This is a genomic window from Roseovarius sp. A-2, from assembly GCF_002072155.1.
GTDB lineage: Bacteria > Pseudomonadota > Alphaproteobacteria > Rhodobacterales > Rhodobacteraceae > Roseovarius.
The window spans coordinates 1-14,762 of the sequence record NZ_BDIY01000038.1 but is presented as its reverse complement, the minus strand read 5'-3'; the positions used below and the strand labels follow the sequence as shown (position 1 = coordinate 14,762).

18 protein-coding genes and 5 pseudogenes are annotated in these 14,762 nt (G+C 56.4%); 11 read left to right on the top strand and 12 right to left on the bottom strand.

The window, feature by feature from the left end; genetic code table 11:
* Positions 1–80: pseudogene (locus tag BHD06_RS23300) on the bottom strand (IS6 family transposase); the annotation flags it as partial.
* A gap of 576 nt (positions 81–656) precedes the next feature.
* On the opposite strand from BHD06_RS23300, the gene BHD06_RS21325 reads away from it, so the two are divergent.
* From BHD06_RS21325 to BHD06_RS21310, 4 genes are all read left to right on the top strand, one after another.
* Entirely contained in the window at positions 657–1,238 is a 582-nt protein-coding gene (locus BHD06_RS21325; protein ID WP_254892553.1) for a plasmid pRiA4b ORF-3 family protein, read from the top strand.
* Positions 1,239–1,483: 245 nt separating this feature from the next.
* A complete protein-coding gene (locus tag BHD06_RS21320; RefSeq protein ID WP_080458967.1) occupies positions 1,484–2,314 on the top strand; it encodes a type IV toxin-antitoxin system AbiEi family antitoxin domain-containing protein in 831 nt (276 codons plus the stop codon).
* Positions 2,304–3,221: a nucleotidyl transferase AbiEii/AbiGii toxin family protein gene (locus BHD06_RS21315; RefSeq protein ID WP_080458966.1), complete on the top strand. Its 918-nt coding sequence runs from the start codon at positions 2,304–2,306 to the stop codon at positions 3,219–3,221. The genes BHD06_RS21320 and BHD06_RS21315 overlap by 11 nt, the downstream gene beginning before the upstream one ends.
* A 13-nt stretch (positions 3,222–3,234) precedes the next feature.
* Positions 3,235–3,492, top strand: a complete 258-nt coding sequence (locus tag BHD06_RS21310) for a hypothetical protein (RefSeq protein ID WP_080458965.1) — start codon at positions 3,235–3,237, stop codon at positions 3,490–3,492.
* A 22-nt stretch (positions 3,493–3,514) separates the two neighbouring features.
* On the opposite strand, the pseudogene BHD06_RS21305 reads toward BHD06_RS21310, so the two are convergent.
* From BHD06_RS21305 to BHD06_RS21280, 8 genes and pseudogenes are all read right to left on the bottom strand, one after another.
* A pseudogene (locus tag BHD06_RS21305) lies at positions 3,515–4,208 on the bottom strand (IS6 family transposase).
* An 82-nt stretch (positions 4,209–4,290) separates the two neighbouring features.
* Entirely contained in the window at positions 4,291–4,497 is a 207-nt protein-coding gene (locus tag BHD06_RS21300; RefSeq protein ID WP_139784832.1) for a hypothetical protein, read from the bottom strand.
* A gap of 153 nt (positions 4,498–4,650) precedes the next feature.
* Complete coding sequence (merA, locus tag BHD06_RS21295; RefSeq protein ID WP_080458963.1) at positions 4,651–6,081, bottom strand: mercury(II) reductase; 1,431 nt, start codon at positions 6,079–6,081, stop codon at positions 4,651–4,653.
* A 1-nt stretch (position 6,082) separates the two neighbouring features.
* Positions 6,083–6,220, bottom strand: a complete 138-nt coding sequence (locus BHD06_RS23925; protein ID WP_176214445.1) for a hypothetical protein — start codon at positions 6,218–6,220, stop codon at positions 6,083–6,085.
* Positions 6,217–6,573: a mercury resistance system transport protein MerF gene (merF, locus tag BHD06_RS21290; protein ID WP_139784831.1), complete on the bottom strand. Its 357-nt coding sequence runs from the start codon at positions 6,571–6,573 to the stop codon at positions 6,217–6,219. Before merF ends, BHD06_RS23925 begins: the two co-directional genes overlap by 4 nt.
* A gap of 26 nt (positions 6,574–6,599) precedes the next feature.
* Entirely contained in the window at positions 6,600–6,851 is a 252-nt protein-coding gene (locus tag BHD06_RS23295) for a hypothetical protein (RefSeq protein ID WP_139784830.1), read from the bottom strand.
* A gap of 15 nt (positions 6,852–6,866) precedes the next feature.
* Positions 6,867–7,172, bottom strand: a complete 306-nt coding sequence (locus BHD06_RS21285) for a periplasmic mercury ion-binding protein (RefSeq protein WP_080458961.1) — start codon at positions 7,170–7,172, stop codon at positions 6,867–6,869.
* Positions 7,173–7,187: 15 nt separating this feature from the next.
* The gene (locus BHD06_RS21280; protein WP_254892554.1) at positions 7,188–7,571 is read right to left on the bottom strand and encodes a mercuric transporter MerT family protein; all 384 of its coding nucleotides are present in this window, start codon (positions 7,569–7,571) and stop codon (positions 7,188–7,190) included.
* Positions 7,572–7,672: 101 nt separating this feature from the next.
* Between BHD06_RS21280 and BHD06_RS21275 the strand changes: the two genes are divergently transcribed.
* The 6 genes and pseudogenes from BHD06_RS21275 (at position 7,673) to BHD06_RS21250 (ending at position 11,941) form a co-directional block, all read left to right on the top strand.
* A complete protein-coding gene (locus BHD06_RS21275) occupies positions 7,673–8,086 on the top strand; it encodes a helix-turn-helix domain-containing protein (RefSeq protein WP_176214444.1) in 414 nt (137 codons plus the stop codon).
* Between the two features lie 61 nt (positions 8,087–8,147).
* Positions 8,148–8,591 (top strand): annotated as a pseudogene (locus BHD06_RS24565) (NAD(P)H-dependent oxidoreductase); the annotation flags it as partial.
* A gap of 310 nt (positions 8,592–8,901) precedes the next feature.
* Entirely contained in the window at positions 8,902–9,204 is a 303-nt protein-coding gene (locus BHD06_RS21265) for a heavy-metal-associated domain-containing protein (RefSeq protein ID WP_080458959.1), read from the top strand.
* 29 nt (positions 9,205–9,233) lie between these two features.
* Positions 9,234–10,145 carry a transporter gene (locus BHD06_RS21260; RefSeq protein ID WP_217805710.1) on the top strand — a complete coding sequence of 304 codons (912 nt, stop codon included), beginning with the start codon at positions 9,234–9,236 and terminating at the stop codon, positions 10,143–10,145.
* On the top strand, positions 10,145–11,131 hold the full coding sequence (locus BHD06_RS21255; protein ID WP_217805709.1) for an NHL repeat-containing protein: 987 nt from the start codon (positions 10,145–10,147) through the stop codon (positions 11,129–11,131). The genes BHD06_RS21260 and BHD06_RS21255 overlap by 1 nt, the downstream gene beginning before the upstream one ends.
* Positions 11,132–11,488: 357 nt before the next feature.
* Positions 11,489–11,941, top strand: a complete 453-nt coding sequence (locus BHD06_RS21250; RefSeq protein ID WP_080458957.1) for a MerR family transcriptional regulator — start codon at positions 11,489–11,491, stop codon at positions 11,939–11,941.
* 80 nt (positions 11,942–12,021) lie between these two features.
* Here BHD06_RS21250 and BHD06_RS24870 read toward each other — a convergent pair whose 3' ends face one another.
* The 3 genes and pseudogenes from BHD06_RS24870 to BHD06_RS21235 all read right to left on the bottom strand — a co-directional run.
* A complete protein-coding gene (locus BHD06_RS24870) occupies positions 12,022–12,417 on the bottom strand; it encodes a hypothetical protein (RefSeq protein ID WP_376764871.1) in 396 nt (131 codons plus the stop codon).
* Entirely contained in the window at positions 12,418–13,818 is a 1,401-nt protein-coding gene (locus BHD06_RS21240) for an MATE family efflux transporter (protein ID WP_080458956.1), read from the bottom strand.
* A gap of 57 nt (positions 13,819–13,875) precedes the next feature.
* Positions 13,876–14,206: pseudogene (locus BHD06_RS21235) on the bottom strand (transposase); the annotation flags it as partial.
* 476 nt (positions 14,207–14,682) lie between these two features.
* Here BHD06_RS21235 and BHD06_RS23290 point away from each other — a divergent pair.
* Positions 14,683–14,762 (top strand): annotated as a pseudogene (locus tag BHD06_RS23290) (IS6 family transposase); the annotation flags it as partial.

The following is a 14,762-nucleotide window of genomic DNA, read 5'->3' as shown; positions in this document are numbered from 1 at the left end:
TAGACCCAGACGGCATATGCAACGATTTCACGAGGGAATCGGTAGCCTTTCAAGCGCGGCATGGAGGACGGTATATTCATACCCAATGCCTAACCAAGCGCCGCACTGCAAACAAGTTGGCAATCCCCAGTAGGGATACCGTCGAAGCCTCGACGCCCTGCTCGGCCACCCGGATTTCGAACGGACCCTCTACCGCAGCCCGATAAATTGCGATTTGCGCATGACGACCATCACCGGCCTTCTGCAAGCTGCGGCCACTGCTATCCGGCGAGTTTCGAAAACTGTTTGCGACCCATGATGACCGTGAGGCACAGCATGTCCGGCAAAGCGAGGAACAACACCGGCCGAGATGCGAGGTACAAGAACACAGATGTAACGCGCCCGCCCCAGCGACCGTAACCGGAACGGCCGAGATGAAGCGTTGCCACGACCATGCGACGGCTGGTCGGGCTGGCTCCGGAGGAGACTGCGCGGCCAGCGGCACGTCGCAGGGAGAGGCGGCGTTTCAGCTCGGGGAGGGCGGCTGCGTCCAGCCGACCGAGTAGGGCGCGGTACTGGCCAAAGGGCAGGAGGGGCCAAAGTTCCCCTTGAATGCTTCAGCTTAAGAATCAAAAGTTACTTCAACGGCAGGGCCATTGAGACAGGCGGAACGTACTTTGATTGAGCTGAAAATCGAACTTATTGGCATCAAACCACCCATCTGGCGCCGGATCTTCGTGCCGAATAACATCAGCTTGGACATCCTGCATTCCGTTCTTCAGGGCGCTATGCCTTGGCAAGACTATCATTTGCATGAATTCGAGATTGGCGAAGATAGGTTCGAGGCCCGCGATGAAAGTGACGACAGCTGGGACCCAAACGATGGCCGGAAGGACGAAAAGAGGTTTACTCTTGGAGAGCTGGTCAAGAAAGGCAGCCAGTTCACATACACTTATGATTTCGGCGATGGTTGGCGGCATCTCTTCACTGTTGAGAAGGTTAACAAACCAACCGGAAGACCAGATTTGGACTTTCCCGCCTGTGTTGCCGGAGAGCGAGCGTGCCCGCCAGAGGACTGTGGAGGGCCCTACTCTTACGAAGAGTTTCTCGACGCGCTGACCGACAAACGCCACTCGGAACATCGTGATACAAAGCAATGGGCGGGCGCGTTCGAACCGGAAGTGTTCAGCGTGCAGCAAGCCAATGCTGCCGTCGGTGCGATGTTTGTATGGGCAAAAGAACGCCACAATAGAAAGTGAAACTTGGCTTGGTTTGGCGCAGCGGCTTCGACATGGGCACAAAGCTACAGCTTTTCGATCCGAATGGCCGAGCGTCTTCTCAGCCAATCTAGGGCATCCACGCCCTGCTTTGCTGGAGAGCTTCAGAGCTGACAACCACCAGTCTCTTTGAGAATTTCAGAATTTGTCGATCCTTGACGGACTATCTCGCAGGTTTTCACAGAAACAAGTAGCGCCCTCTTTAAAAATACACCATTGTGTCGCATATGAGTGGACAAGAACACGAAAAACTAAAGAACCTTCTTGAGGCTGTCCCCGCGGGGTTCCTCGTAGACTCCCCCTGGCTTGAACAGCATGGGATAGGTCGACGTTCGTCCTACGCTTATGTCCAACGCGGCTGGCTAGAACGCCTTGGACGCGGCGTCTTTCGCCGCCCCGCACCAAGCAGCGCCACCACGAACACGCTCGACTGGAAGACCTGCCTGCTCTCGCTCCAGCACATCATGCACTACCCTGTCCATGTCGGCGGGGTGACGGCATTGAGCCTGCAAGGATATGCGCACTATCTCTCACTCGGAGACAAGAGCACGGTCTGGCTCTACGGCTCAAAAATCCCCAGCTGGCTCGAAAAACTGCCGCTCAACGCCGAACTCCGCACACGCAGCGTATCGCTATTTTCCGATCCGGAGTTGGGTGTCGCTGACACACGAAATATTCTCAACGAGTCAGCAACGTCCCTGCCATGGGACTGGAAACTGGTGATGTCCTCGCCGGAACGCGCGATCCTCGAAGCGCTGGACGAGTTGCCGGATCAAGAGAGCTTTCACAACCTCGACATGGCGTTCGAAAGCCTGACGACGTTGCGCCCGAGAACCCTCTCGGCGCTGCTCAGAAGTTGCAAGAAAATCAAGGTCAAACGCCTGTTCTTCGTGTTCGCCGACCGCCACGACCATGCCTGGCGCAAGCGACTCGATCCGGAAGAGTTCGACCTCGGCAGCGGCGACCGCGCCCTGGTCAAAGGCGGCAAGATACATCCGCGCTATCGGATCATGGTGCCCGAAGAATTTGTAAGAACGGAGCGTGGCGATGGCGCGTGAAGACTATGCCGCCCAAGTGGCCCTGCTCGTGCGCATACTCCCGTATGTCGCCAAGGAGGAGAGATTTGCGCTCAAGGGCGGGACGGCCATCAACCTCTTCTTTCGCGACCTTCCGCGCCTCTCGGTCGATATCGATCTGACCTATCTGCCAATCAAAGATCGCGCAGAAAGCCTCGCCGAGATCAACGACGCGATGGACCGGATTGCCGCCGCCATCGAAGGCGGCATCACCGGCGCCAAAGCGCAGCGTATTGCGGGCGGTGGCGGCGGCGCCACACGCGCGCTCGCACGCCTCGGTGCAGCCGAAATCAAGATCGAAACCTCCCCCGTCACCCGCGGCGTCGTGCACGATCCGGAACAACGCGAAGTCTCGGAAGCCGTCGAGGAAGAGTTCGGATACGCGATGATGAACATCGTCTCCTTCGAGGATTTGTTCGGCGGTAAGCTACATGCGGCCGTCGATCGCCAGCACCCGCGAGATCTCTACGACGTCAAGCTGCTCTACGAGAACGAAGGGTTTACCGACGAGTTGTTCCGCACCTTTCTGATCTACGTCGCGAGTTCACCACGCCCGCCGCACGAACTGCTGAACCCAAACCTGATCAATCTGGATCAGCCCTATGCGCGGGAATTCGAGGGCATGACGAAGGAAGCAGTCGACCTTGCGGAACTGATCACGACACGCGACCGCGTAATCGGGGATATTCGATCCCGACTCGATGAGGACGCGAAGAGATTTCTGAGAACTTTGCACGAAGGCGAACCGGACTTCGAGGCGATCGGCCGATCTCAAGCCGCCGCGTTGCCAGCCGTCAGATGGAAGCTGATCAATGTGAACAAGCTGAAAGCAGAGAACCCCGAGAAGCACGCCGCCCAAGGCGAAGAGTTGGAGAAGCTCCTCGGCTGATGATGGATGATAGATGACTGATTTTGAAAACGACCCCGACTACGAAGAATGCCTTGTGACCTTTTTTGATGTCCTCGGCTTCAGGAACCTCCTGCACACGAGAAGCGGCGCAGAGATCAGGCACTTGCTTTCGGTATTTCGTCGGGTATCCGAAGGGGATGCCACGCCACCGACCCGGTCCGATGAAATGCGGATGATCAGTGAAGTCCATGCCGAGATCGTGTCTGATGCGATCGTCAGGGTTCCGTCGCAAATTTTTGTAAGTGTTTGAGACGGCTACCCTGCGGACATGACTATGCCGCCAGCGCTGCGAATTGCTGGAATGCAGCTATGCCTTGAGCCGCAAATTGTTTCTTGCGGATCATGTGGGCGACCTCGATCCCTGCGATGGTTGCGGCAGCTGAATGGAAGGCCTTGAAGCCCAACATTGGGCCGGTAATCCGCTTGATAAAACGGTGATCCTGTTCCAGAATATTGTTGAGATACTTGACCTGCCGGATCGTGACAAGACGTCCCGTCCCGGTGAATTTCAGGATCACGTTCACTGCTGTCAGTCCGGCCAGGTTTGCGCCGCTCTTGTCTGTTGTCGATGACCACCCGATCTGGCACGCCGTTTGTGCCCATCGCCTGCTTGAAAAACCTGCGGGCTGCGGCAAGGTCACGGCGTTCAGACAGCATGAAATCAAGGGTTTGGCCGTCCCGATCGACCGCGCGGTAAAGGTAAGTCCACTTGCCCCGGACCCGTATGTATGTTTCGTCCATCCGCCAGGAATTTGCAGTTCGCCGCTTCCGGGTTTGGGCATTTGCAGCAATCAACGGCGAGAATTTCACCACCCACCGATTTAGCGTCGCATGGTCAACGACGACACCACGTTCTGCCATGATCTCCTCGAGGTCTCGGTAGGACACAGCGTAACGAACGTAGAAAAACACTGCGTACAAAACCACGGACTTCGGGTAGTGCACGCCTTTGAAATCTATCGCCATCCTGCCCAACTCGCACAACCGTTTCTTCCGACCCTGCTCTGCAACATCGACAATCAAGCTGGAAGCGAAAAAATTTGCGACACTACCTTGCGCACACATTGAAATTTTTAACGCCAGCAATGGTTACTGAATGCGGCATGGCACTGGCGGCAATCGGATAGGCGTGCTGGATGGCGTTGCCATTGACAACGATCAAGTCGCGTTGTTGTAAATCTTCAAGCAACGCCGCATCCTGCGTCTCAATCTCAGGTGGGCGGCCGAGTTTTAGAAAGCTGTTGAGTATCGCCAAGTGAAGAGCGCGCGCCTGCGGCCGCATCCCGGCCCATTGCTTGCGCGCGCCACTCCGTCAAGAGCTGTGGTAACGCCTCTATGACACAGGAGTCGGTTACGACTGACGTGTCCAGGCTCTGTATATGTGTTATCTTCTCTACTTTTTTCCATTCTATCCGGCACAGCAGCTGAGCTTGGCCACATCCATATCGAAGGTTTGCGCGGCCAGTTTCAGGCCTTCTACGGTCGTCAGATAGGGAAAGATCGTTGCTCCCAATGCTTTGGTCGTCATGCCGAACTTCAGTGCCATGACCAGCGTCTGGATCGTGTCCGAGCCTTCCGGGGCGATGATCTGGCCGCCAAGCAGCCTGTCGGTGGTCTTGTCCGCCACCAGTTTGATCAATCCACGTGTGTCTCGTGCGGCCAGCGCGCGTGGCACCTGGTCGAGTGGCACAACAGAAGTCTTGACATCGAACCCGGCCTCGCGCGCCTGTTGCTCGCTGAGACCGACACCGGCAACCTGGGGGTCGCTGAACACGACCCAGGGCATGGAAGAATTATCATAGCTTTGGGTATCGCCCAGAACGGCGTTCTTCACTGCCAGCTTGGCTCCGTAGGCCGCCATATAGACGAACTGGTCGCGGTCGGTCACGTCGCCAGCGGCATAGATGCCGGGCACCGAGGTCTGCATGTCGTCACCAATCATGATGGACCCGCGCGCATCAGTCCGCACGCCGATCTCGTTCAACCCCATTCCCTCTGTATTTGCGCGTCTGCCAGCAGTCGCAACGAGACGGTCCGCAGTGACCTCGACAGGGGTGCCGTCCCGCATGACCCGCAAGGTCACACCCGCCGCGTCGCGTGAGACGCTCTCATAGCTCAGGCCGCTCAGCAGGGTGACCCCCTCTGCCACGAAAGCTTCCGCCAAGGCCTTCGAGACCTCCGGTTCTGCACCCGGCAGCAGGTGCGAGCGTGTCACCAGCGTGACCTTTACGCCCATCCGGCCCATCATCTGTGCCAGTTCTGCACCGATATAACCCGCGCCTATGAAGATGAGGCTTTTCGGTAGGGTTTCCAGTTCCAGCAGGCTGGTGCTGTCGAGCGCGCCTATATCCTCAATACCGTCAATCGTCGGTAGGACCGAACGCCCGCCCGTCGCAATGATCATCTTCGGCGCAGTCAGGGTGCGGCCCCCTACGGTAACGCCGCCTTTGACCAGATGCGCGGGACCGGCATCAATGTAATCGACGCCGTCATATTGCGGCAGCAGGTCGGCGTATTTCTTCTGGCGCAGGGTCGCCACCAGATCGTCCTTGGATTGGATCAGCGCATGCCAGTCATCGACCTGTGCTGCCCCCGAAAGGCCGGGAAACCGTTTGGCTGCTTGCGCGCCATGGATAGCTTCTGCGGCACGGATCATTGCCTTGGACGGCACACAGCCAAAGTTCACGCAGGTGCCACCAATGGTGCCATGCCCAACAAGCGCCACGCGCTTGCCAGCGTCTGCGGCCGTGATCGAGGCAGAAAAGCCCGCCGACCCGGCCCCGACAACGATCAGGTCGTAACCACCGTTTCCGTCGTCATTCTTGTTGATATCTTTCATTTCAATATGCCTCATGTAGGTTCGTATTTTTTCGATTGGCGACGACCAGATAGATGATCGCACCGATGGCGATGAGCGGTGCCGACATCCCGAGAATGCCGAAGAACATGCAGCCCGCCGTGTAAGATCCCATCATCATGATGTCGCGCCTTCGGATTTCATTCGGTTGAGAAGAAAGGCGTAGACGCCGATGACGACAAAAGCGCCCACCGTGATCCGAATTGCAAAACGAAACTCGACCCAGATGATGAAAATCGACAGCAGAGCGGCAATCATCGTCGCCCAGAGCTTTGGGTTTGGTCCCCTTCGTCCCGCGCGCAGCCACAGCGCCTGCGCCACAACAGCAAGGCAGAAGAACATCAGCGGGAACAAAGCATAGTCGAGCCAGCCGGTGAAGGCAGACAGACCGACGCCAGCAACGACGAAGACCAGTAAGGGCGTAAAGCAGCACAGGGCAGCAAAGAGCGCGCCGCCCAGCCCCCATTTCAGCATGCGGTCGGGATTTTCGGTGTTTTGAGTCAAGATTGTGTCTTTCTGTCTATAGAACTATTGGAGTTGGCACCCCTTTTGGAGGACCGTCGGAATTCACGGACGACAAGGAAAACGACCGCCGCAACCAGCGCGATGGAAATACCGCCAAATCCCGTCAGCCAGGCTCCAATCCCACCGAAGGTCGCTGCCAGAAGGGCGACTCCACCCCCGCAACACACGATCATGACCGGGGCCGCAATTCCAACGGCCAGAAGTCCGCCCATCCAATCGTCACGCATTGCAATTCCTCCTGGTCAAGATGCAGAACCGGGTACAACCTGGGCGGGGTAGCCGTTTGCCGTCACAGCGTCGATGATGCTTTCCACATTGGTTTCGGCATCGTCGAAGGTGATGTTGTAAACGCCATGGCCATATTCGGGACCGTCCGCGAATTTGACGATCTGAACGGATGGAACGCCCCGCATCGAAGCGGCAACGATGAAGGAACAGGACGGACAGGTCAGCTCACTGACAGCTATCTCCACCTTGCGCTCTTCCGCGAAGGCGGCTGAGGAAAACGCGACAACGGCGAGGGTCGAAGACAACAGGAGATGTTTCATGATATTGGTCCTTACTCAGAATTTAAGGATGAAGGGCGTGATGTAGGGAAAGGCCATCGCCACAATGACAATCGCAGCGGCGGTCCAGAGTGTTGCCCGCATGACCGTCCGGTTGATCGGGCGGGCACAGATCCCGTCGGTACAGGCTTCCGGGTCCACTGGCTTGTAGGCCTTGTAAAACCCGTATCCGATGAAAGCGGCGCTCAGCGCAAAAGTATACCACTTGTAGGCATAGAGCGCGCCAAGCTGCGCGATGAAGACGCCGGTGACACCGAAACTGACCAGAACAAGCGGCAGGATACAGCACGATGTCATCGCCAACGCGCCAAAAACACCGAGGCCGGTTGCGCCCCAACCCTTGGAGGTGTCATCGCTGTCTCGGCGCGTCTGACTGGATATTTGATCTGTAAAGCTCTGTTCCACCGAATCGGCCTTGTTTGGGTATTTCCTCCGTTCTACAGTCTGTAGGAGATACAGGCTCAAGAGGTTTATTAGGTGAGATGGATAACAGAAGCGTGAAGTCACTTCGGCGGATTGATCTGGCACGGGCCACAGGCTGCAATCTTGAAACGATCCGCTATTACGAGACGGTCGGTATCATGCCGGACCCGCCCCGCAGTGCGAAAGGGCACCGAAGCTACGATGATTCACATGTCAGACGGTTAAAATTCGTCATGCGGTCCCGCGATCTCGGCTTTACTTTGGAAGAAATACGCGGGCTGCTGGGGTTGGTTGATGACCGGACCCAGACCTGTGCCGAAGTCCAAACCGTCGCCGAAGATCATTTGAAAGACGTTCAGGCGAAAATCGTCGATCTTATGCGGATCGAGCGGGTCCTGTCTGAGACCGTGGCAAAGTGTACCGGCGATGCCGCCCCAGAATGCGCCGTCATTGATGCCCTCCTCGAGGGTTGAACGGCGTTGACGACGAGGGATAGTCCAACTTTTCCTGGAAAAGCCCATTTCGACGTATGCACAGGACTTACGCGACCTGGTCACTTGGTCAGAAGACATGGTCTGATGTTCGCCAGACCGGCGCGGCGCAATGACCGACATCATAAAAACCCAGATCGATTGGATACCGATCTCCCTCGGCGGTGCGCGCCCGATACAAGGCAAGACGCTGGCCGTCATGCAGATCAGCGGCGGTCCGCAGCGCTTCAACGCCGTGAACCAGCTCCGCATCTTGGGCCGCTGAAAGCGTTTTGCCCATTCCCAGCCCGTCGTCCACACCAAAGGCGTTTTTTGAAGTTCGACGAAAGTGGCCGGATGAAGCCCTCACCCTACTACGACAGGATGGCCGACGTCATGGAAGAGATGATGAAGTTCACGATATTCACCCCGAGACGACAAGACATACTCGCTCAAACGCCACAGCGAGCGTAAGCAGAGTGCCGCAGAGCTATCAAGGTGGGTGAACCCGAAGGAGATGTCACCGACTTCTCATACACTACGGCTGCAATTTCGAACCGCTTGCTGTGAATGGGGGAGCAAAACCCGGCCATCGCCGGGAGCTTTCGGTCGCTGGTCTCGAAAGGTCCAATGGGTCGAGAGCGGGACGACTTTCACGGCTGCCCGGGGCGGAATCCTCACAGATTGCATCCACGCTCACGCCATCAGCAACGATCTACAAAATTAGACTTGACTCCGTACTATGGTACGGTGGGTAAACATCGAGGATGACGTGAGTCGCTAGGCGGCCCTAAACCCGACAATGAAAGGAAACGAGTATGAAAACCCTGGGACGCATCATTCTGGCAGTTTTTACCACGACATGGATCGCAACTGCGGCCTTTGCCGCCGGACCGAGCTACCGGATCGAAGTAGCCGGTCTTGCCTGTCCGTTCTGCGCCTATGGCATCGAGAAGGAACTGAACGCCATCGGGGGCGTGGAGCGCGTCGAGACGAACATAGGCGACGGCACCGTTATCGTGACCATGAAGGATGGCGCCGCACTTGATGAGGCGACGGCCAAGCAAGCCGTCAAGGATGCTGGCTTCACCCTGAACGGGTTCACGCAGGCCGCGCAATGAGGCGGTCCAAGGAATACGGAGAGAAAATCTTGACACCTCTTCACAGTATCACTCTCGCCATGGTGGCACTTGCCGCCTCGGCAGGCGTTGCAACGGAAGTCCGTGCCGCGCCCGAAACGTTCAACTCCGCGCTTCCCGTCAGCAAGGGTAATTTCGTCTTCCGCCAGCAGTTCCTCGATCTCAAGGCCAGCGATGATCCGAGCGCCGCAGACCGAAACCTCGAAGTCCGCGGCAGTATCTCGGTGCTCGGTTACGGTGTCACCAGCGACCTGGCGCTGTTTGGCATTCTTCCTTATCTCGACAAGGATCTTGATCTCACCATGCCGGCCGGCCAGCGCATCAGCCGCAGCACAAACGGCATCGGCGATGCGCAGATCTTCGCCCGTTACACGGTCTTCCAGAACGACATGCGAGGCAGCAACTTCCGCATAGCGCCCTTCGCCGGACTCAAGCTACCCACGGGCGCTGATAATGATCGCGATAGCTTCGGACGCTTGCCCCAGCCGTTGCAACCGGGATCCGGCTCCTGGGACCCATTCGGCGGGGTGGTCGTGACCTGGCAGACGCTTGATTACGAGATTGATGCCCAAGCCAGCTACAAGGCCAACACCGAAGCCAACGGCTTTGAGTTCGGCGACGAGTTCCGCTTTGACACCTCGCTGCAGTACCGGCTCTTGCCGCGCGAGCTCGGGCCCGGCGTGCCCGGGTTCCTCTACGGCGTCATCGAGGCGAACCTGTTTCACCAGGCTAAAAACAAGATCAACGGGACCAAGGACCCGAACTCCGGCGGCACGAAGCTCTACCTTTCCCCCGGCCTCCAATACGTGACGAGGAAGTGGATCGCCGAAGCGATCGTGCAAATTCCGGTTATCCAGGACCTGGGCGGTACGGCGCTCGAAGACGATTACGCGGTTCGAGCCGGTTTCAGGGTGAATTTCTAATGGGCATGATCAAGCGACGCACCATGCTCAAAATTCTCGGCGGAATGGTCAGCGGCGTGTCCGTCCTGGCCGCAGCAGGTTGGATCGCCTTCGTGCCGTCAGCGAAGGAACCTTCTTACGAATTCGTCAAGGCTTGGGGCGGGAAGGGTGTCAGACCCGGCCAATTCAGCGACCCGACAGGGATCGCCATTGCCGATGGCGAGGTGTTCGTGGCCGACTCGCGCAACGGCCGTATCCAGGTTTTCGATCTCGACGGCAATTTCAAGCGCCAGTTCGGCCGCCCGGGCAAGGAACCCGGCGAGCTCGGTAGGCCGATGAACCTGACGGTCCGTGACGGCGAACTTTATGTGCCAGAATATTTCAACGATCGCATCCAGGTGTTCGGACTGGACGGTACGCTCAGGCGGATCATCGGCGGCCCCGGTAACGGCCCGGGCCAGTTCAGCGCGCCGGGCGGGCTCGCTGTTGGCAAGAACGGCGAGCTCTATGTAGCCGACTTCTACGGGCAGCGCGTGCAAGAACTGAAGCCCGATGGTGTGTTCGTTCGCCAGTGGGGGACGACGGGCCAGACAAGCCACGCCGTCGGAAGTTTCCACTATCCGACTGATGTGACGCTGGACCGAACGGGCAGCATCTACATGGCGGACGGCTATGGAAACCGGATTCAGGTGTTCGATCCGGACGGGACGTTCCTGCACAAGTGGGGGGGGCCGCTGGCGCGCGGCATCTACGGCCCGTTCAATGGCTGGTTCACCACGGTGACATCGATCGCCTTCGGTTCTGAAGGGAACCTGTTCGCCGCTGACTTCTACAACAATCGCGTCCAGAAATTCGCGCCGGATGGCACCTTTCTCACGGATTTCGGCGGGAAAGGGACGGGGCCCGGCAAGTTCGACCACGCTATCGCCGTGGCCGTCGCGGCGGATGGCAGCGTGTTCGTTGCCGACTTTCTCAACAACCGCATTCAAAAGTGGCGGCCAAATTAACAATCTGATGACCGGCAAGGCTCGTCGGCCGTAAGCCTCGCCGGATTTGGCCCCTACAGCCGGGAATTCGGTACATGGAAAGGTGAAATCTTCATCAGCGGCGGGCGCAATCCGCTGCGCGACGTGCACTACATGCCGACGCTGGTAGCCATGTGTTTCAACCCCGGTCTCAAGGCGCAATACACCCAACTCCGCGAGACCGGCCCCCCGAAGCCGTCATCCCCATGCGAAAGTTTATTGAAACCGCCAACGCCTCGATCAAGCTTGGCCAGCCTTGGGTAGAAAAACCGCTTGATCAAGACGAAAACACCAGCCTCAAATACGGGGAGTAGGTTGATCGATACGAAGGAGGCATAAATGACACGTTGCACCATAAGCAAGGCCGCAAAAGCCGCCGACGTGAGCGTGGAAACCATCCGGTTCTATGAACGTCGCGGTTTGGTTCCCCAACCCCGGACGCCCGTGCGCGGCTATCGCGAATACGACTCCGAAACGATTGAACAGATTCGTTTCATCCGCCATGCGCAGGAGATCGGATTCTCGCTGAACGATATTCAGGAGTTGATGGAGTTGCGATCCGATCCCGACAGCGACTGCTCCGATGTGAGACTGCGCGCCGTCGCCAAACTGAACGATGTGAATATCAAGATCGAGAGACTGCGACGCGTGCAGGGCGCGCTCGAGACGTTGATCGCGGCCTGCCCGGGAGAGGGTGGCGTCGGTTCTTGTTCCATCTTGAATGAGATTACCAAGCAAGAACCGCGTCCTGACGGAGCAGACCGCCCTTCAAGTCAAAGCGCAAAGGAATAATCGCTCATGAAAACCACAGAACTCACGGCTCTGTCGCAAAGTTTGTTGATCGACGGAATGACTCGTTTCGCTGGACACAGTTATCCGGCGAGTCCCGAGAATTGCTGGAATGCGGATTGGCCGGGCGCCTCGAATTGGCCCTTGCGAATCGTGTGTGCAACCTCGATGCCCACCAGTGTTACCGAGGCTGAACCGAAGGATTTGAGCCCTTTCATTTGCCGTGTCAGCTTCTTGATGACCTGTGATCCTGCTCGATGATGTTGTTCAGATACTTGACCTGCAGGATTTCGGTCAGCCAAAACCACCCGTTCAAAATAAGCATGCAATTCATGTTCTGCAGCCTGGCGCGATTTGCCCCGCTTTTGTCGATGACCACCTTGTCGGGAAAGCCGTAATTCCCAATCGCGCGCGTGAAAATGCGGTTGCCATCTCTCCTCGCTCACGGCAATCATGCCGCTGTTGCGCGGAAAATCCACCTATCCCGGCTGTTCAGATTTCCGGAACCACCTCTGCCGTCCTTCACTGTGAAACCGATGTTTCGTTCTTTCCCGGGTTTTATTTTTGATGACCCGGAGCCCCAACCAGATTGCTAGTAAGGCAAAAGAAATACCCCCAAGCGCTTGACCAATCAAAACGCCAGGCGCACCCCAAATCGCCGCGCCAACAAAGACAAAGGGCCATGTGCCTATAGTATTACGCCCCCAGTTTATCCAGGCCGAATAGGAGGGATATCCAAGATTGCTAAACGCAGCGTTGGAAACAAAAATGGCCCCATTAAAGAATGACGCCAACGCAAGCGGTCCACTAAATAAATAAATCAATGAGCGTACCTGACCTTTCGCATCGAAAAGATCGGCGATTTGTTCACGAAACAGGAACAAAATGAGCGTCATACCAACGACGTAGATTGCCAAGAACTTTAACCCATTCAGAAACGCTGTATGCACCCTCTCCATAGAATTTGCGCCATAGTTTTGGCCAATAATGGGTCCGATAGCGCTTGAAAGGGCGAGGACAACGGCGAATGCAACAGGTGTCAAGCGGCCGACTATCGCCATTCCGGCAACGGCCTCAACACCAAACTTAGCCATCTCCCTCGTCACAATCGCAGTGCCAACGGGCGTGGCAATATTGGTGAGAACCCCAGGTACCGCGAGCCTTGATACTATAAGAAAATCTCGGAAAAGCCAACTGATCCTCGGGAAGGCGAATGCTAAGTGTTTTCGTAAAGCAGGATAAAAGGCAATTGCCAAAGTCACAAACCGGGCCGCAACCGTCGCCCAGGCGGCGCCGTTAAGACCCAAGCCCAAACTAAACATTAAAAGCGGATCAAGAGCAGCATTGGTAACTGCCCCAAAGAAAGAAGGATACATTGCTGAGCTGCTTTCGCCATAAGCTCGAAGCACTGAAACAACCACCATCGACAGCCCTGAAACGAAGGTGAAAGGAAGAATGATCCAAAGATAACTTGCTGCGAGTTCAACCTCATCTCCTGTCGCCCCCAGAAGAGAAAGCAGAAAGGCGATATTCGGTAAAACAATCAGGGGCAGTATGGCTCCTATAATAAACACAAACATGGCTGTACTCGTGGCATATTCGCGTGCTTCCTGGTCCTTGTCCGCACCAATAGAACTTGCAGAAAGAACGCCAGCCGCAATCGACGAGCCGATGTTCACGGAACTGGTGAAAAACATTATTACGCTGGCATAACCCGCAGCAACCGCGAGATGGTGGTGACCCAGCATTGAAATGAATACTAAGTCAATTAAATCAACAGCGAAAATGGCCATAAGACCAAAACCGGTGGAAAGTGACATAACCGTGACATGACGCATGAGATTGCCACGGGTAAATGTTGCATATGAAGTTTGGGCCATGAATGTTCCTGTGCACTGCTAGAGTTATCGTCAAATCTGGTGTTTGAGCTTTGTTGGTCATGCGGTGATCTGGTTTCTTTTTGTGTTTTCCATTCCGTCTTTGAACGTCACGCCTGTGATGACTTTGGCCAGATAGTCAAAGCCGCGTAGCTTCCTCCAATTTTGTTCGGCACATTTGCCCAGCTTGAACATCACGTGCAGCATGCCGTCACGTGAGCGGCAGCTTTTTGAGCGTTTGGTGCGGTGTCGGATCGTGGTGAAAGCCGATTCAATCGGGTTGCTGGTGCAGATACTTTGCCAATGCAGGGCAGGGAAATCGAAGAATGCCATCAACATCTTTTTTCGTCTCGGCTTGCCAAATGTCGTGAAGGGCTTTCTTGGCTTTTGGGTGGAAAGCTTAGGCTAACAATTCAGGCTGAGACGGGATCGACAAGGCCCGCGAATGAACACAGTCACATTGCATGCAACCGCCCTCACCGCAGTCCGGGCAGATCTCGACTATCTTTTTCTTCAACGCCGCTCTTGCGCGAGGGACCCGCACGCCCAGTGAGTTCAGGTTAACCCCAGGGTCAGCTGCGACCACTTTGCGTGGTTCGTCTTGCAAATCCAGACGTGTCAGCAATTCGGCCTGTTCGTGTCATCGGGCTGTATGACGTACCACGTACCTGCAATGGCCGCGATCACAGCCAGCGATATCGTTCCCCATTTCATCTCGATAATTGCTTCACCTTCATTTTGCCATTGACCGGGCCTCACCCGCAGGGCTGTGCCCGGAAGGGGCACCGAAATTCATCGGCGCCCCTCTAAGGGTTTTACTGGGATTGCCAACTTGTTTGCAGTGCGGCGCTTGGTTAGGCATTGGGTATGAATATACCGTCCTCCATGCCGCGCTTGAAAGGCTACCGATTCCCTCGTGAAATCGTTGCATATGCCGTCTGGGTCTA

Coding starts and splice junctions, on each gene's coding strand:
- BHD06_RS21320 (WP_080458967.1), top strand. CDS start 1,484: ATGAGTGGACAAGAACACGAAAAACTAAAGAACCTTCTTGAGGCTGTC.
- BHD06_RS21315 (WP_080458966.1), top strand. CDS start 2,304: ATGGCGCGTGAAGACTATGCCGCCCAAGTGGCCCTGCTCGTGCGCATA.
- BHD06_RS21310 (WP_080458965.1), top strand. CDS start 3,235: ATGACTGATTTTGAAAACGACCCCGACTACGAAGAATGCCTTGTGACC.
- merA (WP_080458963.1), bottom strand. CDS start 6,081: ATGAAAGATATCAACAAGAATGACGACGGAAACGGTGGTTACGACCTG.
- BHD06_RS23925 (WP_176214445.1), bottom strand. CDS start 6,220: ATGATGATGGGATCTTACACGGCGGGCTGCATGTTCTTCGGCATTCTC.
- merF (WP_139784831.1), bottom strand. CDS start 6,573: ATGCTGAAATGGGGGCTGGGCGGCGCGCTCTTTGCTGCCCTGTGCTGC.
- BHD06_RS23295 (WP_139784830.1), bottom strand. CDS start 6,851: ATGCGTGACGATTGGATGGGCGGACTTCTGGCCGTTGGAATTGCGGCC.
- BHD06_RS21285 (WP_080458961.1), bottom strand. CDS start 7,172: ATGAAACATCTCCTGTTGTCTTCGACCCTCGCCGTTGTCGCGTTTTCC.
- BHD06_RS21275 (WP_176214444.1), top strand. CDS start 7,673: ATGGATAACAGAAGCGTGAAGTCACTTCGGCGGATTGATCTGGCACGG.
- BHD06_RS21265 (WP_080458959.1), top strand. CDS start 8,902: ATGAAAACCCTGGGACGCATCATTCTGGCAGTTTTTACCACGACATGG.
- BHD06_RS21255 (WP_217805709.1), top strand. CDS start 10,145: ATGGGCATGATCAAGCGACGCACCATGCTCAAAATTCTCGGCGGAATG.
- BHD06_RS21250 (WP_080458957.1), top strand. CDS start 11,489: ATGACACGTTGCACCATAAGCAAGGCCGCAAAAGCCGCCGACGTGAGC.
- BHD06_RS21240 (WP_080458956.1), bottom strand. CDS start 13,818: ATGGCCCAAACTTCATATGCAACATTTACCCGTGGCAATCTCATGCGT.